This window comes from Microbacterium sp. A93, from assembly GCF_051842835.1.
Genome location: NZ_JBPXMT010000011.1, coordinates 239,006 through 263,941, shown reverse-complemented (window position 1 = coordinate 263,941; position 24,936 = coordinate 239,006). Strand labels below are relative to the sequence as shown.

Below are 24,936 nucleotides of genomic sequence, written 5' to 3'. Positions count from 1 at the left end.
TGATCTGCATCGGCGCTGATTCCGACGCCGGCTGTGCCTGGCTATGGCAGAAACATTCTCACGCCACACGTTCACGGAAACTGAGGTAGGTCGACCCTTGAGATTTGTTTCTAACAACCGTATGGTTGTAAGAGCTTTTGTTCCCCTGAGTACACCACGAAGAAGTGAAAACTAAGGAGTCGTTGAGACCGTGCACACCCCTACACATCACAACACGGTTCCCGCGCTCCTGTTCCGGGGCGTGGAGAAGTTTGCCGATCGAGATGCCTTCGTCTTCGACACCGGCAGCGATATCATCCACGAAACCTACCAGGAGCTTTTCGACCGCTCGCTGGAGTTCGCACGCGCGCTCGTCGGCCTCGGCATCCGCCCCGGCGATCACGTGGGCGTCGCCATGCACAACTCCATCGATCTGATCCATGCGCTCTTCGGCAGCACGCTGGCAGGGGCTGTTGCCGTGCCGATGAACACACGTCTGGCTCCTCGAGAGTCTGCCTATGTCATCCAGGACTCGGGTGTGCGCGTACTGCTCATCAACGACATCGCCCGTGAGCATGTCGACCTGGTCGAGCGTTTCCATGAGGCGCTCCCGGGTCTGGCCGACGCCGGTATGGGCGTCGCCGGCACGACTCCGGAAGCTCCTGCTCTTCTGGGTGCTTATCTCTTCGGCACTAGTGAGGCAACCGGCTTCGGCACAGCCGAGAGCTTCCTCGCCCACGCGGCAAGTGTCCTCGCCGAGACCGTGCTCGACGCTGCACTCGAGACCGATCCCGAGTCCACGTACATGATGCTTTACACGTCCGGAACGACAGCTAACCCGAAGGGATGCCGACTCCCCCACCGCTCGATCGTCGCGACCGGCTATCAGGTCGGTCGGGAGCGGTTCGGCCTCACGCCGGAAGACAAGCTGTGGAACGCGCTGCCGTTCTTCCACGTCAGCTCACAGGCGCCGATGACCGGAGTCCTTGACGCCGGCGCGACGTATATATCGATGGTCTACTTCGATCCCGGGCGAGCGCTGGATCTCATCCGCAACGAGGGTGCCACTGTACTCTTCCCCGCGTACCCGGCATTGACCCAGCCGCTCCTGAACAACGCTGACGATGTGGAGGCGGCGTTCTCGAAGGTCCGCGCAGTTCTCACCGTCGGCCCCGCAGAACTGCTGCGCAAGTACGCCGAGCAGTTCCCGAACGGGACGAAGCAGATCAGCTGCTACGGCTCCACCGAGTTGGGTGGCATCGCAGTGATGGGGCGCCTTGATGATTCCGCTGAAGAGCGCTCCACTGCCGGCTTCCCCCTCGACGGCGTCGAGATGCAGGTGCGGGATCTCGAGACCGGCGAGCCTGTCGGCCCTGGTGTCGGCGGTGAACTCTGGTTCCGCGGATTCAACCTCTTCACGAACTATCACAACGACGCGGAGAAGACCGCTGAGGCCTTCGATGATGAAGGCTGGCTAAACTCCGGCGACAGCGGCAGCGTCGATGAGCGCGGCTACCTGACCTTCCTGGGTCGAGTCAAGGACATGCTCAAGGTCGGTGGCGAAAATGTCGCCTGCATCGAGATCGAGGCATATCTGATGTCCCACCCGGCTGTCGCCGTCGCCGCCGCCGTCGGCAAGCCCGACGACAAATACGACGAGGTTCCCGTGGCGTTCGTCGAGTTGCGCCCAGGCCATGACGTCGATCCGCAGGAGATCATCGATTTTGCCGCCAAGGGTCTGGCGAAATTCAAGGTGCCCCGCGAGGTGCACATCGTGACCGAATGGCCGATGAACGCGGGCACCAAAATTCAGAAGTTCAAGCTCAAGGAGCAGTACCTGTCGTGAGCGGGCGGGGCTGAGCGGGTCTACCCGCCCCAGTCGACATCCGCTTCAACGGCGAAGTCGACCCGTTCGCGCGACGATTTCGTCCTCGACGAACCCTGGTCTGCCCAGAACGAAGACCGCAGGAACCGCCAACAGCACCGCAACCATGAGGAAGGCCAGCGGCAGCGACCACGTTCCCGTGAGTTCGTAGAGGATCCCCACGGTGAAGGGTCCAATTGCGGCGAGGACGTAACCAACCGCCTGAACGAACCCGCTCAACCGCAGTGCCATCGCCGCCGACCGCGTGCGCAGCCCAATGAGGGTGAATGCGAGCGGGTAGGGCAGCGAGCCCACGCCGAGGGCGAGCACCCACAGCACCGGTGCTGCACTCGGAGCAAGGAGGAGCCCGGAGTACCCGACCACGAAACTGAGCATTCCGATCACGATGATGGGAATGATGGCCGCAGCTATCCGGTCAACGATCGGCGGCACGAGGATGGCGATCGGAAACCCGCAGACGGCGAACAGAGACAACAGCGAGCCAGCAGCCGCCGGATCGAGTCCTGCTGTCTCGACGAGGATCGTCGGCATCCACGCGAGCATCGCAAACCCGCCGAACGAGCACATCGCGAACAGCCCAACCAGGGACCAGGCGATCCAACTCGAGGCCATCCGCCCGCCGGGATGCACGGAGCCACCACCCCGCGCTAGACCCGGCTCCGCAAATGCGTCCCCCGCATCACGTCGAGTCCGCGAGACGCGGGCTTCGATGATCCACGGCAGCAGCGCGACGACCGTTGCTACGCACCACACTCCCAATGAAGCACGCCAGCCGATGAGCTCGGCCAGCGGAACGGCCACCAGTGCGGGAACAGCGCTGCTGATTGCGAGGCTTGCCACGTAGACCGCTGTGACGACGCCAATCCGTTCCGGAAAGTGTCGCTTGATGAGTGGCGGGATTAACACATTGCCGACTCCCGATGCAAACAGTGTCACCACAGTTGCGATCAGAAGACCTGCCGGCTCTACAGACACCGCCCGCACCGCATGCCCGGCGATCATGACAAGAAGAACGAGCATGATGGTTCGCTCAAGCCCGACACGGCGCCCGATGAGCGGGGTGATCACCCCGCTCAGCGCGTACGCCAACGTCGGTGCCGCTGCAATGATGCCCAGTGTGACCCCATCCAGCGGCACCTCCGCCGAAATCACCTCCAACAGCGGGGAGATGGAAGTGATCACCGTACGCAGAGAGAGCCCCACGAACAGGATGCCCAGAAATGCCGCAGTAGCGGCCAAAAGGGTACCTCTGCTGCGGGGGCTCATGGCGGTGCTCTGTGCTCGATTTAGAAGGATCGAGGCAGACCGAGGCCTTCTGCGATCGTGTTGCGTGCCATCTCGTTCGTGATCGGACCAATGCGGAAGAGGCGCACGTCACGCCAGTACCGCTGCATGTTGGTCTCCGCCGAATACCCCATTCCGCCGAGGATCTGCAGGCCGAGGTCTGCACCCTGCCCCGCGAGTTCTGACGCGACCACCTTCGCCATGTTCGACGCCTGCCCGGCAGGTTCGCCACGCGACTGCAGCCACGCCGCCTTGAACACCATGAGCTCGGACTGATCGCGCCACATGGCGATGTTGGCGACGTGGTGCTGCAGAGCCTGGAACCGACCGATCTTGCCGCCGAACGCCTCGCGCTCGTTCATGTAGCGCAGGGCGTCCTCGAGTACGCCGTCGAGGATGCCGACACAGAACGACGCGAGCATGACTCGTTCGTTGTTCAGCGTGGGGATCACCTGACGCCAGGCGTTGTTCGGTTCTCCCAGCACGTTCTCATCGGGAACGAATACGTCGTCGAGGAAGACATCGCATGAGCCCAGCGAACGCATTCCCAGCTTCGGGATCTCACGAATGGTGATCCCGTCAGACTTCGTGGGCAGAATGAATAGTGTCAGCCCCTGATGGCGCTTCTCGACGTTCTCGTCGGTACGGGCGAGCAACAGGATGTAATCGGCGACGTGCGACATGGAACTCCACGTCTTTTGTCCGTTGATCACCCAACCGCCATCGACCTTCTTGGCGACCGTGCGCATCGCCCCGAGCACGTCGGTGCCGCCGCCGGGCTCGGTGAATCCGATTGCCCACTTGTCCTCGCCCGAGCAGATCCGCGGGATGTACTTCTGCTTCTGCTCCTCCGAGCCATACAGGCCCACCGACTTACCCCCGGCGAAGGAAGTGATGCCCCAGACCCAGGTAAGACCGGCGAGGTTACGCGACAGCTCGCGAGCGAGGATCATCTGCGTGACGATGTCGCCACCCTGGCCGCCGTATTCCTCCGGGATCCCGATCCCGTGGAAGCCTGCTGCACTGAATTTGTCCCAGAGCTCGAACGGGAACTCATGCTCGTTCTTTTCCCATTCCAGCGCGGCTGACTTGGGAGCTTCCTTGTCGACCCACTCGCGCACGAATCCGCGGAAGTCTTCTTGCTCCTCGGTGAGGTTAAAATCCACTGCTTTACTCCTTCTTGATTGTGTTGTCAGCCCGGCCAATGAGAGGTCAGGGTGTGATGACGACTTTTCCGATCGCTTCGCCGTCGGCCAAGCGGGCGACAGCTGCCGCAGCATCGTCGAGCGCGAATGTCGAATCGATGAGCGGGTGGATACCGGCGTAGGTGACGAAGCGGACCAGGGCACGGAGATCTTCGATCTCACCCAGCGATGTCCCGACGATGGACACATGATTCAGAAAGATCCGGTTGAGGTCAACGTTCACACGGTTGCCCGTCGTCGCGCCGGCAACGACGACTCGTCCACCTGGCCGCACCGAACGGAGCGAGTGTTCGAACGTCGCCTCGCCCACCGTCTCCAGCACGACGTCCACCCGCTCGGGTAGGCGTGTTCCAGATTCGAATGTCGCGTGTGCGCCCAGTTCGCGGGCACGTGCCAAGCGTGCCTCATTACGTCCCGTAACCCAGACGCGGATGCCGGCTGCCGCAGCAAGCGAGATCAGCGCCGTGGCGACTCCTCCACCCGCCCCCTGCACTAGGAGAGTATCGCCGGGGCGCACACTCCCGGCGGTGAACAGCATGCGATATGCCGTCAGCCACGCGGTGGGCAGTGCGGCGGCCGAGACGAAATCGAGCTCGGCCGGCTTATCGATGAGGTTTCGTTCGGGAACAAGCACCCATTCCGCTGCGCCACCGGTGCTGGCCTCGGCGAACATGCTCCGACGCGGATCGAGCAGCTCACCGCCCGGGCCGGAAGGCGCAGGGCTTATCAGCGAGTGCACGATGACCTCGCGCCCCTCTTCAGTCACGCCGGCGACGTCGGAACCGATGCCCAAAGGAAACTGCTCGGCGGTCGTGCCGACCCCCTTGATCGACCAGAGGTCATGCTGGTTGAGTGACGCGGCTCGCACGTTGACGAGCACGAATCCGGGCGCGGGATCGGGAATCGGGGAATCGATGACCGAGATAACGGATGCGGGGTCAGTCGAGATCTCGGTCGCGACAGCACGTTTCATCATCTCTTCATGCCTTCCACAGTTCAAAGATCGTGGCGTTGGCCATGCCGCCGCCTTCACAGATCGTCTGCAGGCCGTAGGTGATGTCATTGCGCCGCATGTGGTGGACGAGGTCTGCCATGATCCGCGCACCCGAACCGCCCAGTGGGTGGCCGATGGCGATCGCGCCTCCGTTGGGGTTGACGAGATCGGGATCCGGTCCGATCTCTTTCTGCCACGCTCCGAGGACGGACGAGAATGCCTCGTTGACCTCGAATGCACCGATCTCCGAAAGAGGAATCCCCGAACGCTCGAGCACCTTGCGGGTCGCAGGAATTGGTCCGGTCAGCATGGTGATGGGGTCAACACCGACAACGGCAGAGTGGATGATCTTGACGATGGGCGTCAGCCCCAGCTCTTCTGCTCTCTCGGGAGTCATGATGAGCAGGGCAGCAGCACCGTCGGAGATTTGAGAGGCGTTGCCTGCGGTGATGCGACCGTTCTCTCGGAACGGAGCCGACAGCCCCGCGAGGATCTCCATCGTCGTGCCGGGACGAATCCCCGAGTCGACGGAAAAGACCTCTTCCTCGTTCTCGTCATCGGCAGGAACGGTGATCGGGATGATGTGCCCCTCATGACGACCGTCGGCGATGGCGGCAGCCGCACGCTGATGCGATCGCACGGCGATCGCATCGAGGTCCTCACGGCTAAGGTTCCACTGCTCGGCGATCATCTCCGCCCCCACGCCCTGTGGCACAAGCGTGTCCCCGTAGCGGTCGCTGATTCCGACAGCGTTGCCTGGGTCTCCGGGTCCGTTCGCGACAGAAGAGAACATCGGCACACGACTCATCGACTCAACACCTCCGGCGACCACAATGTCGTAGTGGCCGGCCATGACACCGGCTGCTGCGAACATCACCGTCTGCTGCGAGGAACCGCACTGGCGGTCGACGGTAGTTGCGGGGACGCTCTCCGGCCACCCAGCGGCGAGCACCGCATAACGGCCGACGTTCATCGACTGTTCGCCGACCTGACTAACACAGCCCCAGATGACATCATCTACCAGGCTCGGATCGATGCCAGAGCGCTCGGCGAGCGCAGTGAGAGTGGCTGCGGCCAGATCGACCGGATGCACCCGCGAGAGCGGGCCGTTCTTGCGCCCAACAGGGGTGCGGACTGCTTCAACGATGACAGCTTCACGCATGGGGACTCCTTCAGTCAGTTTGAATGGCCGACAGCGGCCGGGATCGTGGCGAGATTTCGGAACGGCGATGCGACTTGCCAGAGAGGCCCGGCCACAGAGTCGTATTCGCATAGCGCACCGCGCTCGAGGATGTGGGAATCAGAGCTCACATCCTGCGGGTCGAGCACGGGGCTCACACACGTGTCATCTTCCACCAGGATTTCCACCCAGTGCGCCTGCGGTTCGGTGGCAATGACTGCGCCGAACTCTGAGATCAGCGTGGGGTCATGCTGTCGCACCAGCCATTCTTCGCGGCCCAGCAACTGGAGGGTACGCTGCCAGAACTTCGGCTCGATCGCAGCGACGGCCAATGAACGACCATCTGCGCAACGGTAGATCTGATAACAGGGCGACTGACCGTTGAGAGGGGTCTCCACTTCGACGTCGAGAGAGCGTGCGGCGAGTGCCTCCACCACCTGCATACCGCCGAGCGCGAGGGCGGCATCGGCGAGTGAGAGATCGACATGTGCGGGCGTTCCGTCCTGGCGTGCGCGTGCGACACCAGAGACGATCGCCAGAGCGGCGAGGATTCCGCCGGTCACATCCGCTTGTAAGACTCGCGGGACGGTCTCGCCTAATAGGCCCGCGTATCCAACGAAGTTGAGGTCATGCCCGGCCGTCGCAGCGCGCGGACCGCTCTGTCCGTAACCCGACAAAGAAACGTAGACCAGCGAGGGGTTGATCGCGGCGAGGTCATGGAAGCCGATGCCGAGGCGCGCTGCCACTCCGGGTCGGAAGCTCTCGATTACGGCATCCGCGTCTGCAACGAGCGATCGCACCAGGGCGAGATCTGCTTGCTGCTTGAGATCCGCGCGCACCGAGTGCTTGCCGCGGTCCATGTACTGGTGCTGTGCTGATGAATCTGCGCCGACCTTCGGCTTGAGATGACGTGTGTCGTCTCCACCGGTCGGGTGTTCGATCTTGTGGACGGTTGCGCCCAGGTCCGCCAACAGCAGCGTCCCCGTCCCACCGGGCGCCATGCGCGTGAAATCCACGACGGTGACGCCGTCGAGAGGACGCCAATTAACGAGGGTCATCCGTTGACCTCCTGATGTTCATTGCGAGAATCTTCTACCGATCATACGGTAGATTTATTACGGATCAACCCCGCGCAGGACATCGTCGTCCCGCCAGAAGAGGAGATGGCATGTCCGATCGTCCCCGCTCTCAAGACCCGTTCATCAAATTAGCCCGCTTCACGGATCAGACTGTGATCGTCACCGGCGCCGGTTCCGGAATAGGTCGGGCGACGGCACTGCGCGTTGCCCAGGAAGGCGGCCGTGTGGTCGCCGTCGACATCGCCGCGGAACGCCTGTCCGACCTTGTCGCAGAAGCCGCTGGCGGCGAGCTGATCACCGTTGCCGCCGACATCACAGATGCCGCCGAGATCGCTCGCGTGGTCAGCGCCGCAGGCGATCGGATCGACGCACTCGCGAACGTCGCGGGAGTCATGGACGACATGACCCCGGTCGGCGAGGTATCGGATGCCGTGTGGGAACGTGTCTTCGCTGTGAATGTGGACGCTCCGATGATGCTGATGCGTGCAGTCGTCCCGCGCATGGTCGAACAGGGCAGAGGGTCGGTGGTGAATGTGGCATCGGAAGCGTCTCTGCGAGGATCGGCAGCGGGTGTCGCGTACACGGCTTCCAAACATGCAGTGATCGGCCTCACTGTCAGTAGCGCCTACATGTATGGCCCCAGCGGCATCCGAGTGAATGCAGTCGCGCCCGGCCCCGTGCGTACGAACATCCAGACCACGTGGGGATCAGAACTGGGCAGACAGCGTGTCCGCGCCTCGTACCCGATCATCCCTTCGGGTGTGGACGCAGATGTGCTCGCCACTCCGATCACGTTCCTCCTGAGCGATGAGGGCGCCAATATCAACGGCGTCGTTCTGCCCAGCGACGGCGGCTGGTCAGCCGCCTGAGCCCATTACGACCATCACGATCGAAAGGCACACCATGGCAAACCTCACGTTCAACTTCAGCGGACGCACCGTCATCGTCACCGGCGCCGCGCGAGGAATCGGCTTAGAGGTTAGCCGCGCATTCGCGCTGGCCGGCGCTGATGTCGTCATGGCCGACTTCGACGCAGACGTGCTCACCGAAGCAGCCACGGACGTCGGCGGGATCGCCGTACAGGCCGATGTCAGTCGAACCGAAGATGCCGAGCGCGTCATCCAGACGGCACTCGAGCACACCGGTCGCGTGGACATTCTCATCAACAACGCCGGCATCCTCCGCGACCGTATGTTGTGGAAGCTCACTGACGAGGATTGGGAGTCCGTTCTGGCCGTCCATGCCGGTGGTACATTCCGCTTCAGTCGCGCCGTCGTTTCGACGATGCGGGCCCAGGGCTACGGCCGCATCATCAACGTCACCTCGTTCACGGGTTTGCACGGCAACCTCGGTCAGGCCAACTACGCGACGGCGAAGGCTGGAATCATCGGATTCACCAAGACCGCGGCCAAGGAGCTCGCCGGCTTCGGGATCACCGTCAACGCGATTTCACCTCAGGCGGCGACTCGAATGACCGCTTCGATTCCCGAGGAGCGTATTCCCGAACTAACGGGACCGATCGCACGGTTCGCGGCTCCCGCTGAGATCGCTGGAGCGATCGAATTCCTAGCCGCTGAGGAGTCGGGCTTCATCACCGGTGCCGTTCTCCCAGTGGATGGAGGTATCTCGATGTGATCTTCGGAGTGCGTCAGCAACAGTTACCACCCTTCACTTCACCTTTCCGCTCGTAGTACTGACGATCCTCCATGGCGAAGATTTCGAAATCTGACCACTGAGCCAGTCGAAGCGCCCGGTCAACTGATCGCCCTAGCTACCCGCGGCCTTGGGTCGCAGAACGTTCAGCCTCGCGACGGCCCTCCGAAACGCTTTGAGCAGAGCCCTCAGCCGCCCCGTTGACCCCCGCCTGCACGAGCTTCGCAGACGCGGGTGCCATCTTCGTGTTCCTGGCCGCTTTACTCCTGTCTGTGACTGTTCGTGGCACACGCGAGATCAACACGGGATCGGACTGATCACCCTCGCTTCAGCAGCGCCGCCAGCGCCTGCCCGCCGCCGATGCACATCGTCACGATCGCGTACTCGCCACCCGTACGCTGCAGCGTCAACGCAGCACGCACAGTGAGAATCGCTCCGGTCGCCCCGACCGGGTGCCCGAGTGCGATCGCTCCTCCATACGGATTCACGCGAGCCGGGTCGAGCCCCGCATCGCGAATGACAGCCAGCGCCTGAGATGCGAACGCCTCATTTAATTCGACCGTGTCGATGTCGGCGGGCGTGAGCCCCGTCTGCTTGAAGAGCTTCTTCAACGCCAGCGTCGGCGCGTAGCCCATGATCTCGGGCTCAAGCGCGGCCGTTGTCACAGCCTCGATCGTGGCCAGCACCGGTGCACCCTCGGCACGAGCATCCGCCTCGCGCATCAGCACTGTCGCTGCACCACCGTCATTGATACCCGACGCGTTGCCAGCAGTCACCGTGCCATCCTTGGCGAACGCCGCAGGCAATCCGGCCAGAGTTTCCAGCGTCGTCTCAGGTCGCGGATGTTCGTCACGAGACACCTCAACGGGCTTACGCCCTGAGGTGGTCACCGAAACGATCTCTTCGACAAAAGCCACCTGCGCCTCGGAAGTCGCCGCACGTCGCTGCGACTCGAGCGCGAAAGCATCCTGCTCTTCCCGCGTCACACCGAAACGCGATGCGACGTTCTCTGCCGTCGTGCCCATGTGCTTCTCGGTGAACGGATCCGTGAGCATCGCAATCGTGCCATCCAGCAGCGAGCGATGCCCGAGCCGGTCGTTGAACCGCGCGTTGAAGTCGTAGAACGGCATCCGCGTCATGTTCTCGGCACCACCGGCGACGGCGACGGCGATGCCACCCCACAGCAGCTCCTGCGCCGCTGACCAGATCGCCTGCAGACCAGAGCCGCACAACCGGTTCACGGTGAATGCGGGAGTGTTCACGTCGAGGCCTGCCGACAAAGCGATCCGACGCGAGATATAGGCATCCCCCGCAACCTGACCGATGTTGCCGATCACGACCTCGCCGACGCGATCACCCGAGATACCCGAGCGCCGCAGCGCCTCAACCGTCGCCGCAGCGCCCAGCTCATGTGCCGGAGTGTCTTTGAACGCCCCGCCGAAGCGACCGACCGGGGTCCGTGCCCCGGCGACGATCGCGATCTTCTCGCGAGAGGCAGCCATCACCCCGCCGCCTCTTCAGCCCGCTCCAACACGTCGATCGCCGCGGTGTCCGGCACGTACTCCTCGATGTGACGCTCATCCGGACCGTTGTACGAGGACAGCGGTCGGATCAGCGCGTTCGACGCCTGCTGCTCGAGAATGTGCGCGGTCCAACCGGTGATGCGCGCCGCGATGAACAGCGGCGTGAACGTCAGCGTGTCGTAGCCGATGAGGTTGTACGCCGGACCCGACGGGTAGTCGAGGTTCGGATAAATGCCCTTGCGCGAGACGAACTCGCTCTCGAGAGTGTCGTACAGCTCGGCGACATCCGGACGGTCGTAGTGCGCGACCAGAGTGTCGAGCGCCACTTTCATCGTCGGCACGCGCGAGTCGCCGCGCTTGTACACGCGGTGGCCGAAGCCCATGATCTTGCGCTTCTCCGCCAGCGCGGTATCCAACCATCCAGAGACCTCGGATGCAGATCCGATCTCATCGAAGATGTGCATCACGGCTTCGTTCGCTCCACCGTGCAGCGGGCCCTTCAGCGCACCGATCGCGCCGACGACAGCCGAATACAGGTCGCTGAGAGTGGAGGTGATGACGCGAGCGGTGAACGTGGATGCGTTGAAGGAGTGCTCCGCGTACAGAATCATCGAGCGGTTGAACGCATCGACGACGACGGCATCCGGCTCTTCGCCGAAGGTCAGCCACAGGAAGTTCGCGGCGTAGTCGAGGTCGTCCCGCGATTCGACGATCTCAAGCCCGCGCCGACGACGCTGGCCGTACGACACGATCGCCGGGAGCACCGCAAACAGCTTCAGGCTGCGCTCGAGGTTCTCCTCGGGAGTGCCGACGGCATCCAGAACGTTGCTGATGCCCGCCGTCTCGATCGCGCCGATCACGCTGACCGCGGTGCGCACCTCGTCCATCGGATGCGAGTCGATCGGCAGGCGATCGATCGCTTCCTTGACGGCGGGCGACAGCGCGCGATTCGCACGCTCGGTGGCCCGGAAATCCGCCAGCTCAGAGGAAGTGGGCAGCTCGCCGTGCCACAGCAGGTAGGCAACAGCTTCGAACGACTGGGTCGCCGCCAGCTCCTGCACCGGGTAACCGCGATACAGCAGGCTGTTCGTCTCGGGGTTGACCTTGCTGACGGCAGTCTCGTCAGCGACGACCCCTGCCAGGCCCTTCTTGATGTCGTTGTCAGCCATTGCTCACTCCTTCGTGATGGTGAAGTTGAAGACGCCCGAGTCGAAGTGGTTGTACGACTCGTAATCGATCAGGTCATAGAGGTCGGCGCGGTGCTGCATCTCGCCGAGCTTGCTCGTGAGATGTCCTTCCTCGATCAGCGTATCGAGTGCACGACCGGTCGCGCCCATCGCGATGCGTAGCATCGACACCGGCCAGATGACGATATTCACACCGACATCCCGCAGCTGGTCGACCGAGAACAGGTCACTCTTGCCGAACTCGGTCATGTTCGCCAGGATCGGCACATCGACTGCCGCACGGATCGCCGCGAACTCCTCCAGCGAGCGCATCGCCTCGGGGAAGATCGCGTCGGCTCCGGCATCCACCAGTGCCTTCGCGCGATCCTTCGCCGCCTCCAGACCGTCAACTGCGGCGATGTCGGTGCGCGCCATGATGAGGAAGTTCTCGTCACGCCGCGCATCGACGGCGGCACGGATGCGCTTCGCCGCAGTACCGAGATCGACCACGGCCTTGCCGTCGAGGTGACCGCAGCGTTTCGGGTTGATCTGATCTTCGATATGAGCACCGGCGAGACCGGCATTCTCTAGCTCCTGGATCGTGCGAGCCACATTCATCGGCTCGCCGAAGCCGGTGTCAGCGTCGATGATCGCGGGAAGGTCAGTCATCCGCGCGATCTGCTCACCACGGGCAGCGACCTCGGTGAGCGTCGTGAGTCCGATGTCGGGCAGGCCGAGATCGGCGGCGAGCACAGCGCCCGAGATATAGACGCCCTCGAACCCCTTCTGCTCGATCAGCCTGGCGCTCAGCGGGTTGAACGCGCCGGGGAACCGCAGCAGCTCACCGGAGGCGAGACGCTCGCGGAACAGCCGCCGCTTCTCAGCGGGAGTGGTGTGGGAGTACAGCATCAGAACCCTCCTCTTCGGCTCGACTCGCGAGCACAACTTCGGATCTCAGATACGAAACGCCGAGGCACACGCGCAGAGCGCGGCGTGTCGGCCGCGGCATCCGAAGTTGTGCACGCGGTACGCATCAGAACAGCCCCTTGGTGGTCGGCTCGGCCTCCACCACACCCGGCTTCGCGATGATTGAGAGCTCCGCAACCTCTGCCGCAGTGAGCTCAGGAAGCCTCTGCACCAGCTCAAGGAATCGCTCGATCTCAGCCGCTTCAAGAACCGGCTCGGCGAGCAGACGGAACTTGGCGATGTAGTTGTCACGGGCGAACGGCCGCGCACCCAGCGGGTGAGCATCCGCGACCGCGATCTCATCCACAACGACAGAGCCGTCGGTCAGCGTGATCTCCACGCGTCCGCCGAAGGCCTTCTCCGCGATGTCGTTGGAGTGGTAGCGGCGCGTCCACTCGGCATCCTCGAGCGTCGTCACCTTGTTCCACAGTGCGACCGTGTCGGCCCGCGATGCCCGCTCAGGAGCGTACGAGTCGACGTGGTGCCACGTGCCGTCCTGCAGCGCGACGGTAAAGATGTACGGAATCGAGTGGTCGAGCGTCTCGCGCGAGGCGGTCGGGTCGTACTTCTGCGGGTCGTTCGCGCCGGAGCCGATCACGTAGTGCGTGTGGTGGCTCGTGTGCAGCACGACGGATTCGATCGCCGTCGTGTCGATGCCCTCGCCGTGAAGCTTGCGCGCCAGGTCGATCCAGGCCTGCGCCTGGTACTCAGCCGAGTGCTCCTTCGTGTACGTGTCGAGGATCGCGCGCTTGCCCTCGCCCGCTGCGGGCAGCGGCACCTCGTACGCAGCATCCGGGCCATCCAGCATCCAGGCGATGACGCCGTCTTCACCTTCGTAGATCGGCGAAGGGCTGGTCTGTCCGCGCATGGCACGGTCGACGGCCTCGACGGCCATCTTGCCCGCGAAGGCCGGGGCGTGCGCCTTCCACGTCGAGATCTCGCCCTTGCGGCTCTGCCGCGTAGCGGTGGTGGTGTGCAGCGCCTGACTGACCGCCTGGTAGATGGTCTCGGCATCAAGGCCGAGGAGGGTTCCGATGCCGGCCGCAGCCGACGGGCCGAGGTGGGCAACGTGGTCGATCTTGTGCTTGTGCAGGCAGATCGCCTTCACCAGGTCGACCTGGATTTCGTAACCCGTAGCGAGACCGCGCACGAGCGCACGCCCGTCGGAACCGACGTGCTGGGCGACCGCAAGGATGGGCGGGATGTTGTCGCCGGGGTGCGAGTAGTCCGCTGCGAGGAACGTGTCGTGGTAGTCGAGCTCACGCACGGCGACGCCGTTGGCCCATGCCGCCCACTCGGGACTGGTGCGCTCCTCGAGCGGGGCACCGAACACGGTCGCGCCGTTGCCGCCAGTGGAGACCGGATGGCTGAACGCCTGATCGCGGGCGGCCTTGATCGGACCGCGGGTGAGGGATGCCGCGGCGACAGAGGCGTTGTCGATGACACGGTTGATGATCATGTCGACGACGGCCTGCTCGACCTCGACGGCATCGGTCGCGACTTCGGCGATCTTCCAGGCCAGCTGGTTCTCGCGGGGCAGATCTTCTTCGCTCTTGTAGACGCGGACGTGGTGGTTGACGGTCATGGCTGTGCTCAGCTTTCAGTCGCAAGTGGGTTGTCGGAGGGTAGGGATTCGAGGATGCTGGTGAGAGCGTTCCGCAGATGCACGTGTGTGGCGTGAGCGGCGAGATCGCCGTCACGTTCGGCGAGCGCCTCGGCGATGAGCTGGTGCTCGGCGACCGAGGCGATGAGCCTGGTCGGGTTGTCGCGCGACAGTCGGCGCACACGCACGAGGTGCGTACGCACGGTGCGCAGCGCCGCGGCGATGTAGTCGTTGTCGACAGCGGCATCGACGGCGCGGTCGAAGCGGGCGATGAGCGCGTAGTAGTCATCGCGGCCGGTCGAGGCGGCGAGGGATGCTCCGGCAGCGGCGAATTCGGATGCCAGGCTCGCGAACAGCTCCGCATTGCCGCGTGCAGCGGCGAGGCGCGCAGCGGATTCTTCCAGCGCGCGCCGAATCTCGAACAGCGCGCGAATGTCGTCGGCATCGATATCGGTGACGACGGTGACGCGCGGCGACTGCTGCTCGACGAGCCCGTCAGCGCTGAGCTGCTGCAGCGCTTCGCGCAGCGGGGTGCGGCTCACGCCGAGACGTGCGGCCTGCTCGACCTCGGCGAGAACGGTGCCGGGGGCGAGATCGCCGGACTGGATCTCCTCCAGCAACGTCGCATAGGCGCGATCGCTCGCTCTGGTTCGCTCGACTACGGTGCTCACATGGCTAGTGTATACATAAAAGGCGCCGAAGGGCCGGTTTGGTTATCCTGTCACCCTGGAACGTATACAGATACCCGCAGGTCAGCCCTCGCCCTCCAGGGGAAACACGAGCAATGATCCGGATGCCGTCGCCACCACGCGCCCTTGCGCATCGAGGACCTCCCCCTCGGCGAAACTCACCCGCCAGCCGGGCTTGGTGACGCGACCGACGCAGGTCAGCGGACCACTCCCCTTCATGACCGGACGCAGATAGTTCACCTTGATCTCGATCGAGGTGTACCCGGTCCCCGCGGGCAGCAGGGTGTGCGCGGCGCATCCGAGTGCCGAGTCGAGCAGCGTGCAGACGAACCCGCCGTGCACGGCGCCAATCGGGTTGTAGTGCGACTCGTCCGGGCGTGCGACGAATGTCACGGTGCCGACATCCACTTCCTGCAGCTCCATGGCGATGTGGGCGGCGATCGGCGCACCGGGGAGCTCGCCCCGCTGCATCCGGCGCAGGTACTCGATTCCATCGAGTTGCGGCAGCGCCGCCATCCCGGCATCCGTGTCGTGCCAGCGGACCACGGTCTCGTGCTCGGCCATGTTCTGCTCCTCGATTCGCGCACTGTTGACTGCGTTTCTCGACGCTAGCCGAGAATCGAAGCCCGTGCTGCGCGGGCCGAGCGCTTTCAGCCTCCGGATGATCATCCGGCGTCAGTCACACCTTCATACAGCCCGATCGAGTTGCCATCAGGATCGACGATCACGGCCCACCAGCTCGTCTCGCTGATCGGCTGCTTCGCCATCGCGAGGGTCGCGCCGGCATCCACGGCCGCGGCGACGGTCTCATCGATCGAATCGACCTCGACGTACGAGCGCGGCTGATCGAAGTCAGCACTGCGCGGCGCCAGCCCTCCTCCGCTGATCTTGTTCGGCGCCTGCCACATCGGGTACCCCTCGAAGCCCGGAATCTCGGCGATGTTCCACCCGAACAAACGCGAATAGAACTCCTGCGCCCGCGCCATATCGGTCACTGGAATGTCGATGTGCGTGATGTCTCCGTGAGCCATTTCCCTGTCCTCTCTGACCTCTCGCCGGGCCCGATCGGACACCGGTGCGGCCAGTCTCGTCCGACGGACCGCCGAGTTCAAGTGCCACTGAGTTCAAGGGCCGGCGACTTCAAGGGCCGTTCGAAATAGGCGGCACGAGCGGATCCGCTCCTGCTGCCGCAACGGGTTCACCGAGCTTGACGAGCACGACCCCCACCAGAACGAGCCCCGCGCCGACGGCCTGAAGCACGTTCGGCAGCTGCCCGAGCAGCAACCAGCCGAACAGCAGTGCCGCGATGACCTCCGCCAGTGCGAGGAAGGATGCCAGCCGTGAGCCCAGCATCCGCGTGGACGTAATCCCGAGCACATAGGCCAGAGCTGTGGCGATGATGCCGATGGCGAGCACGGGGACGAACCACGGCGCTGACCAATACCCGGGCCCGAAGCGGTAAGTGACATCATCCGTGTTCCACGCGATCGGGAGGATGCCGATAAGCCCCGCCGCGGTCAGTCCGACAGCACCCACGATGAGGCCCGATCCTGCGAGCACGATCGGCGGGAGCCCGGTGTCACTCTTCCCAGAGAGCAGGAAGTACGCCGCGGCCCCGACCATCGCACCGAACGCCCACAGGACACCACCGACGTCGACGCTGCGACCGGAGAGCACGTCGAGCATGAGCACGAGCCCGACAAACGCGACGGCGGCGCCGAAGATGCTGCGCGATGTGGGCTTCTCTCCCCGACGCATCCACAACCAGAGCACGACGGCGATCGGCGCGGTGTATTCGATGAGCAGAGCGAGTCCGACATCCATCACCGCGACGGCCTGGAAGTAGAACAGTTGCGTTGCTGCCACAGCAAGCAGGCCATAGGCGACGATGATCCCGGCGTTTCGGCGCAGCAGCCGCCACCGCCCGCGCAACGCGATGATCGTGGGGACAACCAGCACCAGCGACGCGACCCAGATGCGCACCGTGACAGCTGCGCCCGGCGTCCACCCCGCATCGATGAGGCCGCGCGCCCAGGCGCCGGACATCCCGAAGGCGAACGCCGCGCCGATCGCGAGCGGGAGCCCGAGCCGCAGCCCCGACCGCGCATGCACGTCATCCACCGAAGTCGTCATGATCACTGACAGTAGCGGTGACCACGGACTCCGCGGGCGACGCTGCGCACGGTCCAAGGCAGAAGCAGTAGCGCGCCTCAGTCCTCCGCGTACGCGCGGTACCCGCGGTGATCCGGGTTCAACTTGAGTGCCCAGCCCTCGTCATCGTCCACGACGACGAGGTTCTTCATGCCGCCGGCCTCGGCGATGACGCCGTAGTCTTGCCCTGCATCCGCGGCGTAGCAGAACAGCGTCACGAAAGGCTCGTCGCCGACGTTGACACTGCGGTGGAGCCAGTGGCCAGGCACGTTGACGGCCTGGCCCGGGGTGAGCTCGACGGCCGAGGTCTGGCCATCGAGGGTTTCCAGCAGCATGACGCCGCGGCCACTCAGGCAGTAGTACAGCTCGGCGCGGTCGGCCACGGCGTGCAGGTGCCCGCGAGTGACGGCGAATTCCTCCCCGTAGCGTCCGGGTAGCAACGTGCTCGTGCCGACGATCAAGGCCCCTGGACCTTCTTGATAGCGATGGTCGTCAACCCAGTAGACGAGTTCCTCCACGCCGCGCTCGCCGACGGCATCCTGCCAGGCCGCGTCATCGCGGTAGACACCATCCATGTCGCCGATGAACTTCTCGTAACGCCGGGACCGCCCCTCGATGCCGCCCTGGGGCGCGATGTCCAGCAGGGTGGGAAGATCCACGACGGGGTGGGTGCTCACGGGTGCTCTCCTGATGATGATGGGGCTCTGAATTGAGCGATCCGATGCGACGACGGCTTGTAACTACAAGTTACTTGTAATTACAGATATACTCCAAAACAGCACAATCCGGAACCGCAACCAACGAAGCAGGCACGAACCGTGATCATCGCTCACGACCTCGGCACCACCGGCAACAAGGCATCGTTGCACCACGACGACGGCCGTTTGATCGCCGCCACGACGGTCGGCTACCTCGCCCACTTCGCCGCCGGTGGCATTGCCGAACAGAACCCACAGGACTGGTGGGATGCCGTCGCATCCGCCACCCGCGACCTCCTCGCGCGCACGGAAACGGCGCCCGCCGATGTGACCGGCCTGGTCGTCAGCGGCCAGATGATGGGCGCGGTCCTCCTGGACGGCGATGGTGCGCCCGTGCGCCCCGCGATCATCTGGGCCGACACCCGCGCGGTCGCACAGCAGCGCGAACTCGAGCAGGCACTCGGCGCCGCGCACGCGTATGAGTTGCTGGGTCACCGGTTGAACCCCACCTACTCGATCGAGAAGGTCATGTGGGTGCGCGACAACGAACCCGATGTGTGGGCGCGCGTGCGCCGCTTCTGCGTCGCGAAGGATTACATCGTGCTCGGCCTTACTGGGCGCCTTGCAACCGATCGATCGGATGCCTCCGGCACGAACGCCTACGACCAGCGCACCGGCGACTGGTCGGACGAGGTTCTGCAGGCCGCACGCCTGGATCGCACGTTGTTCCCCGAGATTCTCGATTCGACCGCGATCGCCGGGTCCCTGACCGCCGACGCTGCCGAAGCTCTCGGACTCCACACCGGGGTGCGCGTGGTGATGGGCGGAGGCGACGGCCCGATGGCCGCCGTCGGATCAGGCATCGTCGCACCTGAGGACGGCGCCTATCTGAGCCTGGGCACTTCGTCCTGGATCTCGTTCGCCTCGCACGCTCCCCTCATCGACAAGGGCCTGCGCACCTTCACCTTCGACAACGTCGTGCCGAACAGCTTCGTCCCCACCGCGACGATGCAGGCCGGTGGCGCCTCGATCCAGTGGATCTCCGAGGCACTGTCATCCGACCCTGCGAGGCCCGAGACTGCGCGCCTCACGGCCGAGGCCGGTGGCGACCTCGACACCGAAGACCTCTACTTCCTGCCGTACCTGCTCGGCGAGCGCTCCCCCATCTGGGACCCGAACGCCCGCGGCGCCTTCGTCGGCATCGGCCGCCACCACACCCGGCAGCACCTCGTGCGGGCAGTGCTGGAAAGCATCGGATACAACCTGCTCACCAGCATCCACGCCTTCCGCGAATCGGGCGCTGCGATCGACCGCATCGACGCCGTCGGCGGCGGGGCCCAGAGCGACGCACTGCTGCAGATCCTGGCGGATGTGTGGGGCATGCCGGTGCGCCGACGCACGATCGTCGAGGAGGCGAACAGCCTCGGAGCAGCAGTCACCGGCGCCGTCGGCCTCGGACTCGCCGACTTCTCGGCGGCACGCGCGCTCAGCGAGGTGACGGCGGAGTTCACGCCAGATGCCAGTCGCCACACGGTCTACGCACAGCGGCACGCCCGTTTCACCTCCGCCTACGACGCGCTCGCGCCGTGGTTTGCGGCCACTCCTCGGGGAGGGACCCTCTGATGGCCACCATCCTCGCCTCCAGCCGCTCCTTCTCGGACGGCGACATCGATCTGGTCGCCGTCGCCGCCGCACAAGGGCACGAGATCGTCCGCGGCCCCGCGCATCATGACCTCACCGAGCTCGCGCCACTGCTTGCGACGGCGGATGCCTGGATCGCCGGCACCGGCCCGGTCACCGCCGCTCATATGGATGCCGCCCCGAACCTCCAAGTGATCGCGCGCTACGGCGTCGGTACCGAGGCCGTAGACATCGCGGCGGCCGAGGCCCGCAGCATCCGGGTCACCAACACCCCCGGCGCGAACGCAGATGCCGTCGCCGACCATGCGATCGGCCTCATGCTCGCCGCCCTCCGCTTCATTCCCGACGGCGACCGGCGCGTGCGCCAGGGTGACTGGAGCGTGCGCCGCGGACGCGAGCTGGGATCCGCCACGGTCGGCATCATCGGTTTCGGCCGCATCGGGCAGGGCGTCGCCCGGCGCCTCGGCGGCTTCGGCCCGCGCATCCTCGCCGCCGATCCGTTCTTCCCGGCCGACCGCATCCGCGAGCTCGGGGCAGAACCCGCAGAGCTCGACGAGCTGTTCCAGACGGCGGACCTCATCACGCTGCACGCCCCCGGCGGACAGCGGCTGGTCGATGCCGCACGGCTCGAGTCGATCAATCCCGCCGCGATCATCATCAACACCGCACGCCCTGATCTGATCGACGAGCAGGCTGTCGCGGCGGCCCTGAGCGAGGGGCGTCTGGCCGGATACGCGGCGGACACCCTCGACGGCGACACCGCGGCATCCGCCAGCCCGCTGCTCGCCGTCGACCTCGCAGAGCGCGTGATCGTGACCCCGCACCTCGGCGCGCAGACCACCCAGGCCGTCGACAACATGGGCTCGCTCTCGCTCGGCGATGTTCTCGCCGTCCTCGCCGGCGCCGAGCCGCGCTTCCCCGTCACTCGCTGAAAGGCTTCATCATGACCACCACTCCCACCAGCGACTACATGGGGTTCGTCGGCGTGACCACCGGCTCGTCGTCGATCATGAAGGTGTTCCCACTCTGGGCCGACATCCTGGGGCTTCCCACCCGCACACTGATCGGCCACGACCTGCCGATGGATGCCTCACCAGAGCAGTACGTCGCCCTGGTAGAGCAGATCCGTGACGACCCGCAGCACCGCGGCGCCCTGGTCACCACGCACAAGATGAATGTGTATGCCTCGGCATCCGATCTGTTCGATGAGCTCGACCCGTTCGCGGTGTCGTGCTCGGAAATCTCGAGCATCGCCAAGCGCGGATCCCGACTCTCCGGCCGCGCGAAAGATCCGATCACCGTCGACCTCGCTCTGAAGGACTTCTTGCCTGCGGACTACTTCGCCACCACGGGCAGCGAGGTGGTCATCCTCGGAGCCGGCGGCTCTGGCACAGCACTCAGCTGGGCACTCGCCGAGCGCGAAGACGCACCAACGAAGATCACGGTCACTGCCCGGGATGACGAGAAACTCGAGCACCTGCGCGAGGTGCACCGCCAGCACGGCACCCGCGAGGGTCTGATCGAGTACGTACGCACCGAGACTCCGGCGGATGCGGCAGCCCTTGTCGCTGCCGCGCCCCGCGGCTCACTGATCGTGAACGCCACCGGCCTCGGCAAGGATCGCCCCGGCTCTCCCCTGCCCGATGACGTCGTCTTCCCCGAGGGCGCATACGTCTGGGAGTTCAACTACCGCGGCACGCTGGAGTTCCTGCACCAGGCACGCGCACAGGAGGATGCCCGCGACCTGCACGTGATCGACGGCTGGCGCTATTTCATCCACGGCTGGTCGCAGGTAGTTGCCGACGTGTTCGAACTGGAGCTGACGCCCGAGATCGTCGAACGGCTCGCGGATGCCGCAGAGGCTGCGCGCTGATGATCCGCACTGTCCTCGGCGATATCGACCCTGCACTGCTGGGTCGGGCGAACTATCACGAGCACCTTTTTCAGGTCACCCCGCTGCTGCCGGGCGACGAACTCGACGACGAAGAGGCGTCGAGTACCGAAGCTGGCCTGCTGAAGGCGAGCGGCTTCGCCGCGATGGTGGATGCCACTCCCTTCGGCCTCGGCCGCAACCCCGAGGCTCTCGCACGCATCAGCAAGGCAACCGGGCTGCACGTCGTCGCCACGACCGGGCTGCACCGCGAAGCGCACTACGGCGAGGATCATCCACTCCAGGTCTGGAGCGTCGAGCAGCTGGCCGAGCTGTTCGTCGCAGACCTCACCAAGGGGATGGCCGCGGACGACGCGACCGTCTTCGAGAGCCCGGATGTCCCGACCGCACGCGCCAACGCGGGCGCACCGGTGCGCGCCGGCATGCTCAAGGGCGGCATCGACTACTGGCAGATCAGCGCGTTCGAGCGGACGACGCTGGATGCCCTGGCTACCGCGCACCGGGAGACCAATGCGCCGGTCATGGTGCACCTGGAGTTCTGCACCGCGGCGCACGAGGTGCTCGATCTGCTCGCGGCCCAGGGCGTGGCATCCGATCGCATTGTGCTCGCGCACGCCGACCGCGACCCTGATCCCGGTCTGCACTCCTCGCTCGCCCAGCGCGGCGCGTACCTGGGATACGACGGCTTCGCGCGGCCCCGCACACGCAGCGACGCGGAACTTCTGCAACTGACGGCAGCGGTCGTCGAGCGCGGCGCGGGTGATCGCATCCTCCTCGGCGGCGACGTCGCCCGTCGCACGCGCTACATCTCCTACGGCGGGATGCCCGGTCTCGCCTACCTCGGCGACCGGTACCTGCCGCGCCTGCGCGAGACGATCGGCGCCGACGCCGTCGACCGGATGCTGGTCGCGAACCCCGCGCGCTTGCTCGACCTCGTCTGAGGCGCCCCGCCACCGCACGCGCCTCACCCCGGCAGGGGTCGCACATAGCCGCCCACACCACCCCGAAGCGACCACCCACGACACTCCACCGCGCGGCGGACGCCGAAGATCCGCCCCACGGGGGATGCCGCCACACGCCGCGCCCTCATAACGTGGAGGTATGACCACAGGAACCCTGCAACTGACAGGAATCACCAAGAGCTACGGCACGCGCCTGGTACTCGACGACGTCACTTTCCCGGTGACTGCGGGCCACCTCACCGGCTTCGTCGGCGGCAACGGCGCAGGCAAGACGACCACGATGCGGATCGTCCTCGGCCTTCTCGCATCCGACGGCGGCTCCGTCACGCTCGGCGGGGAGGAGCTCACGGCCGACGCCAGACGGCAGTTCGGCTATATGCCGGAGGAGCGAGGGCTCTACCCGAAGATGAAGGCGCTCGAGCAGGTGGTCTACTTCGCCCGCCTGCACGGGTTCTCCAAGTCGGATGCCACGGACCGCGCCACGGCGCTGCTCACCGAACTCGGACTCGGCGAACGGCTGAACGACAACATCGAGGCGCTCTCACTCGGCAACCAGCAGCGTGCACAAATCGCCGCCTCGCTGGTGCACGATCCTGATGTGCTCATCCTCGACGAGCCGTTCTCTGGCCTCGATCCAATCGCCGTCGAAACAGTTGCCGGTGTGCTGCAGGAACGCGCAGCGCGCGGAGTCTCCGTGCTCTTCTCCTCGCACCAGCTCGACGTCGTCGAGCGCCTCTGCGACGACCTCGTCATCATCGCCGGCGGCACGATCCGCGCCGCCGGACCCCGCGACGCCTTACGCGAACAGCACTCCGCACCGCGCTGGGAGCTGGACAGCAGCGGCGACGTGGGCTGGCTGCGCGAAGAGCCAGGAGTGAGTGTCGTCGACTTCGAGGGCGGCAGCGCCGTGTTCGATGTGGACGCCCCCTCCACCGCACAGCGCGTGCTCCGGCGAGCGCTCGAAGGCGGCGACGTCACGCGTTTCGCCCCTCAGCATCCTTCGCTCTCACAGATCTTCAAGGAGGTCATCCAGTGACTCTTTCCACCGCGCCGGCACGCGCGACATCCCTCTCTCCTGCGCAGGGCATCTGGCTCGTCGCCGAGCGCGAGCTGAGCACGAAGCTACGCAGCAAGGCGTATCTCATCTCGACCGGCGTCCTTCTGCTGATCGCTCTCGCCGGCATCATCTGGGCTGGTATCGCCAGTGCGACGCCCAGCTCTACGCCGATCGCCGCGACGAGCTCTGCCGCCGCGACGCTGCAGGGCGTCGACGGCTTCGAGATCACCGACGTCGCCGATCGTGCGGAGGCCGAGAGGCTCGTCACAGCAGGCGAAGTCGACGCAGCCGTGATCGATGACGCCGCTTCCCCGACGGGGACCGTCATCATCGCCGACAAGGAGGCTCCCCAGTCGCTACTGATGCTGCTCTCCGAGTCGCCGACGGTCGAACTGCTGAACCCGGATGCTGCCGGCGGCGGTATGCGCTACATCCTCGGCATCGCCTTCGGGCTGGTGTTCATGATGGCCGCGATCTCGTTCGGCTCTCCGATCGCGACGAGTGTGGTCGAGGAGAAGCAGACGCGCGTCATCGAGATCCTGCTCTCCGCGATTCCCGCCCGCGTGCTGCTGGCCGGCAAGGTGCTCGGCAACACGCTGCTCGCGATGTCGCAGATCCTCCTACTGGTGGTGGTCGGCACGATCGGCCTCATCGTGTCGGGCCAGACAGCAATCCTGCAGGGCATCGGCGGCCCAGTCGCCTGGTTCGCCGTGTTCTTCTTCTTCGGGTTCATCCTGCTCGCAGCCATGTTCGCGGCGGCCGGCTCCCTGGTTTCGCGACAGGAGGACGTCGGCACAACGATGATGCCGGTGACGTATCTGACGATGATCCCGTACTTCCTGGTGATCTTCTTCGGCGACAACCCGGTAGTGATGACGGTGCTCTCCTACGTGCCGTTCTCCGCTCCGGTGGGGATGCCGATCCGCCTGTTCTTCAACGAGGCGGCGTGGTGGGAGCCACTCGCCTCGCTGGCGCTCATGCTCGTGGCCTGCGCTGTGGTGATCACCATCGGCGCGAAGATCTACGAGAACTCCCTGCTGAAGATGGGCGCTCGCGTGAAGCTTGGGGAGGCGCTGCGGCGCTAATCCGCACCGCTCGTTGAGCCTGTCGAAATGAGGAGCGGATGCCGTGGCCACAGTGGCCGCGGCATCCGCTCCTCTGTCGTTTTCCGCCGAGGTATTGCGTTCACGCGTCGCGCATGTTTCACTCCTATTACAACTTTCAGTAATTCCTGAAAGTTCATTGACGACTGAACTGAAACCGTTCTAGCGTGCTGGTAGACGGCTGCACACCCGAGCAGCCCGCCCGCCGCAGCCGACACGGTTTCCGT

23 protein-coding genes are annotated in these 24,936 nt (G+C 65.1%); 9 read left to right on the top strand and 14 right to left on the bottom strand.

Annotated features, from left to right (window positions below; all coding sequences use genetic code 11):
* The first annotated feature begins 190 nt into the window (after nt 1-190).
* The gene (locus ACSU1G_RS25995; protein ID WP_439283076.1) at nt 191-1,825 is read left to right on the top strand and encodes a class I adenylate-forming enzyme family protein; all 1,635 of its coding nucleotides are present in this window, start codon (nt 191-193) and stop codon (nt 1,823-1,825) included.
* Between the two features lie 45 nt (nt 1,826-1,870).
* On the opposite strand, the gene ACSU1G_RS25990 is transcribed toward ACSU1G_RS25995, so the two are convergent.
* From ACSU1G_RS25990 to ACSU1G_RS25970, 5 genes are read right to left on the bottom strand one after another with little or no spacing between them, the layout of a single operon-like run.
* Complete coding sequence (locus ACSU1G_RS25990) at nt 1,871-3,103, bottom strand: MFS transporter (protein ID WP_439283074.1); 1,233 nt, start codon at nt 3,101-3,103, stop codon at nt 1,871-1,873.
* A gap of 47 nt (nt 3,104-3,150) precedes the next feature.
* A complete protein-coding gene (locus ACSU1G_RS25985) occupies nt 3,151-4,314 on the bottom strand; it encodes an acyl-CoA dehydrogenase family protein (protein WP_439283072.1) in 1,164 nt (387 codons plus the stop codon).
* A 46-nt stretch (nt 4,315-4,360) separates the two neighbouring features.
* Nucleotides 4,361-5,329 carry a zinc-binding dehydrogenase gene (locus tag ACSU1G_RS25980; RefSeq protein WP_439283070.1) on the bottom strand — a complete coding sequence of 323 codons (969 nt, stop codon included), beginning with the start codon at nt 5,327-5,329 and terminating at the stop codon, nt 4,361-4,363.
* 4 nt (nt 5,330-5,333) lie between these two features.
* On the bottom strand, nt 5,334-6,509 hold the full coding sequence (locus ACSU1G_RS25975) for a thiolase family protein (protein ID WP_439283068.1): 1,176 nt from the start codon (nt 6,507-6,509) through the stop codon (nt 5,334-5,336).
* A 14-nt stretch (nt 6,510-6,523) separates the two neighbouring features.
* Entirely contained in the window at nt 6,524-7,585 is a 1,062-nt protein-coding gene (locus ACSU1G_RS25970) for a CaiB/BaiF CoA transferase family protein (protein ID WP_439283066.1), read from the bottom strand.
* A 110-nt stretch (nt 7,586-7,695) separates the two neighbouring features.
* On the opposite strand from ACSU1G_RS25970, the gene ACSU1G_RS25965 reads away from it, so the two are divergent.
* Both ACSU1G_RS25965 and ACSU1G_RS25960 read left to right on the top strand, forming a co-directional pair.
* On the top strand, nt 7,696-8,475 hold the full coding sequence (locus ACSU1G_RS25965; protein WP_439283064.1) for an SDR family NAD(P)-dependent oxidoreductase: 780 nt from the start codon (nt 7,696-7,698) through the stop codon (nt 8,473-8,475).
* Nucleotides 8,476-8,509: 34 nt separating this feature from the next.
* Nucleotides 8,510-9,241: an SDR family oxidoreductase gene (locus tag ACSU1G_RS25960; RefSeq protein WP_439283062.1), complete on the top strand. Its 732-nt coding sequence runs from the start codon at nt 8,510-8,512 to the stop codon at nt 9,239-9,241.
* A gap of 335 nt (nt 9,242-9,576) precedes the next feature.
* On the opposite strand, the gene ACSU1G_RS25955 is transcribed toward ACSU1G_RS25960, so the two are convergent.
* The 9 genes from ACSU1G_RS25955 to ACSU1G_RS25915 all read right to left on the bottom strand — a co-directional run bounded on the left by ACSU1G_RS25955 (nt 9,577) and on the right by ACSU1G_RS25915 (nt 18,034).
* Nucleotides 9,577-10,761, bottom strand: coding sequence for a thiolase family protein (locus ACSU1G_RS25955; RefSeq protein ID WP_439283060.1), 1,185 nt, complete (start codon nt 10,759-10,761; stop codon nt 9,577-9,579).
* On the bottom strand, nt 10,761-11,951 hold the full coding sequence (locus tag ACSU1G_RS25950; protein ID WP_439283058.1) for a bifunctional 2-methylcitrate synthase/citrate synthase: 1,191 nt from the start codon (nt 11,949-11,951) through the stop codon (nt 10,761-10,763). Before ACSU1G_RS25950 ends, ACSU1G_RS25955 begins: the two co-directional genes overlap by 1 nt.
* Nucleotides 11,952-11,954: 3 nt before the next feature.
* Nucleotides 11,955-12,857, bottom strand: a complete 903-nt coding sequence (gene prpB, locus ACSU1G_RS25945; protein ID WP_439283056.1) for a methylisocitrate lyase — start codon at nt 12,855-12,857, stop codon at nt 11,955-11,957.
* 124 nt (nt 12,858-12,981) lie between these two features.
* Entirely contained in the window at nt 12,982-14,499 is a 1,518-nt protein-coding gene (locus ACSU1G_RS25940; protein WP_439283054.1) for an MmgE/PrpD family protein, read from the bottom strand.
* An 8-nt stretch (nt 14,500-14,507) separates the two neighbouring features.
* On the bottom strand, nt 14,508-15,188 hold the full coding sequence (locus ACSU1G_RS25935; RefSeq protein ID WP_439283053.1) for a GntR family transcriptional regulator: 681 nt from the start codon (nt 15,186-15,188) through the stop codon (nt 14,508-14,510).
* A gap of 81 nt (nt 15,189-15,269) precedes the next feature.
* Nucleotides 15,270-15,770 (bottom strand): PaaI family thioesterase, encoded by a 501-nt coding sequence (locus ACSU1G_RS25930; protein WP_439283051.1) that lies wholly within the window; start codon nt 15,768-15,770, stop codon nt 15,270-15,272.
* A 101-nt stretch (nt 15,771-15,871) separates the two neighbouring features.
* Entirely contained in the window at nt 15,872-16,237 is a 366-nt protein-coding gene (locus tag ACSU1G_RS25925; RefSeq protein ID WP_439283049.1) for a VOC family protein, read from the bottom strand.
* A gap of 109 nt (nt 16,238-16,346) precedes the next feature.
* On the bottom strand, nt 16,347-17,339 hold the full coding sequence (locus ACSU1G_RS25920) for an EamA family transporter (protein WP_439283047.1): 993 nt from the start codon (nt 17,337-17,339) through the stop codon (nt 16,347-16,349).
* A gap of 77 nt (nt 17,340-17,416) precedes the next feature.
* Nucleotides 17,417-18,034, bottom strand: coding sequence for a glucose-6-phosphate isomerase family protein (locus ACSU1G_RS25915; protein ID WP_439283045.1), 618 nt, complete (start codon nt 18,032-18,034; stop codon nt 17,417-17,419).
* A gap of 141 nt (nt 18,035-18,175) precedes the next feature.
* Between ACSU1G_RS25915 and xylB the strand changes: the two genes are divergently transcribed.
* The 6 genes from xylB to ACSU1G_RS25885 all read left to right on the top strand — a co-directional run bounded on the left by xylB (nt 18,176) and on the right by ACSU1G_RS25885 (nt 24,691).
* Entirely contained in the window at nt 18,176-19,678 is a 1,503-nt protein-coding gene (xylB, locus tag ACSU1G_RS25910; protein ID WP_439283043.1) for a xylulokinase, read from the top strand.
* Nucleotides 19,678-20,628, top strand: coding sequence for an NAD(P)-dependent oxidoreductase (locus tag ACSU1G_RS25905; RefSeq protein WP_439283041.1), 951 nt, complete (start codon nt 19,678-19,680; stop codon nt 20,626-20,628). The genes xylB and ACSU1G_RS25905 overlap by 1 nt, the downstream gene beginning before the upstream one ends.
* Nucleotides 20,629-20,639: 11 nt before the next feature.
* Nucleotides 20,640-21,569, top strand: coding sequence for a shikimate dehydrogenase family protein (locus tag ACSU1G_RS25900; RefSeq protein ID WP_439283039.1), 930 nt, complete (start codon nt 20,640-20,642; stop codon nt 21,567-21,569).
* Nucleotides 21,569-22,528: a phosphotriesterase family protein gene (locus ACSU1G_RS25895; RefSeq protein ID WP_439283037.1), complete on the top strand. Its 960-nt coding sequence runs from the start codon at nt 21,569-21,571 to the stop codon at nt 22,526-22,528. The genes ACSU1G_RS25900 and ACSU1G_RS25895 overlap by 1 nt, the downstream gene beginning before the upstream one ends.
* Nucleotides 22,529-22,688: 160 nt before the next feature.
* Nucleotides 22,689-23,585: an ABC transporter ATP-binding protein gene (locus ACSU1G_RS25890; protein WP_439283036.1), complete on the top strand. Its 897-nt coding sequence runs from the start codon at nt 22,689-22,691 to the stop codon at nt 23,583-23,585.
* Nucleotides 23,582-24,691, top strand: a complete 1,110-nt coding sequence (locus ACSU1G_RS25885; protein WP_439283034.1) for an ABC transporter permease — start codon at nt 23,582-23,584, stop codon at nt 24,689-24,691. Before ACSU1G_RS25890 ends, ACSU1G_RS25885 begins: the two co-directional genes overlap by 4 nt.
* The last annotated feature ends 245 nt before the right edge of the window (nt 24,692-24,936 follow it).

Excerpts from the sequence above, each read along its gene's own strand:
- ACSU1G_RS25980 (WP_439283070.1), bottom strand. The coding sequence starts at position 5,329 with ATGATGAAACGTGCTGTCGCGACCGAGATCTCGACTGACCCCGCATCC.
- ACSU1G_RS25965 (WP_439283064.1), top strand. The coding sequence starts at position 7,696 with ATGTCCGATCGTCCCCGCTCTCAAGACCCGTTCATCAAATTAGCCCGC.
- ACSU1G_RS25900 (WP_439283039.1), top strand. The coding sequence starts at position 20,640 with ATGACCACCACTCCCACCAGCGACTACATGGGGTTCGTCGGCGTGACC.
- ACSU1G_RS25930 (WP_439283051.1), bottom strand. The coding sequence starts at position 15,770 with ATGGCCGAGCACGAGACCGTGGTCCGCTGGCACGACACGGATGCCGGG.
- ACSU1G_RS25895 (WP_439283037.1), top strand. The coding sequence starts at position 21,569 with ATGATCCGCACTGTCCTCGGCGATATCGACCCTGCACTGCTGGGTCGG.
- ACSU1G_RS25970 (WP_439283066.1), bottom strand. The coding sequence starts at position 7,585 with ATGACCCTCGTTAATTGGCGTCCTCTCGACGGCGTCACCGTCGTGGAT.
- prpB (WP_439283056.1), bottom strand. The coding sequence starts at position 12,857 with ATGCTGTACTCCCACACCACTCCCGCTGAGAAGCGGCGGCTGTTCCGC.
- ACSU1G_RS25975 (WP_439283068.1), bottom strand. The coding sequence starts at position 6,509 with ATGCGTGAAGCTGTCATCGTTGAAGCAGTCCGCACCCCTGTTGGGCGC.
- ACSU1G_RS25960 (WP_439283062.1), top strand. The coding sequence starts at position 8,510 with ATGGCAAACCTCACGTTCAACTTCAGCGGACGCACCGTCATCGTCACC.
- ACSU1G_RS25905 (WP_439283041.1), top strand. The coding sequence starts at position 19,678 with ATGGCCACCATCCTCGCCTCCAGCCGCTCCTTCTCGGACGGCGACATC.
- ACSU1G_RS25955 (WP_439283060.1), bottom strand. The coding sequence starts at position 10,761 with ATGGCTGCCTCTCGCGAGAAGATCGCGATCGTCGCCGGGGCACGGACC.
- ACSU1G_RS25920 (WP_439283047.1), bottom strand. The coding sequence starts at position 17,339 with ATGACGACTTCGGTGGATGACGTGCATGCGCGGTCGGGGCTGCGGCTC.
- ACSU1G_RS25950 (WP_439283058.1), bottom strand. The coding sequence starts at position 11,951 with ATGGCTGACAACGACATCAAGAAGGGCCTGGCAGGGGTCGTCGCTGAC.
- ACSU1G_RS25925 (WP_439283049.1), bottom strand. The coding sequence starts at position 16,237 with ATGGCTCACGGAGACATCACGCACATCGACATTCCAGTGACCGATATG.
- ACSU1G_RS25890 (WP_439283036.1), top strand. The coding sequence starts at position 22,689 with ATGACCACAGGAACCCTGCAACTGACAGGAATCACCAAGAGCTACGGC.
- ACSU1G_RS25940 (WP_439283054.1), bottom strand. The coding sequence starts at position 14,499 with ATGACCGTCAACCACCACGTCCGCGTCTACAAGAGCGAAGAAGATCTG.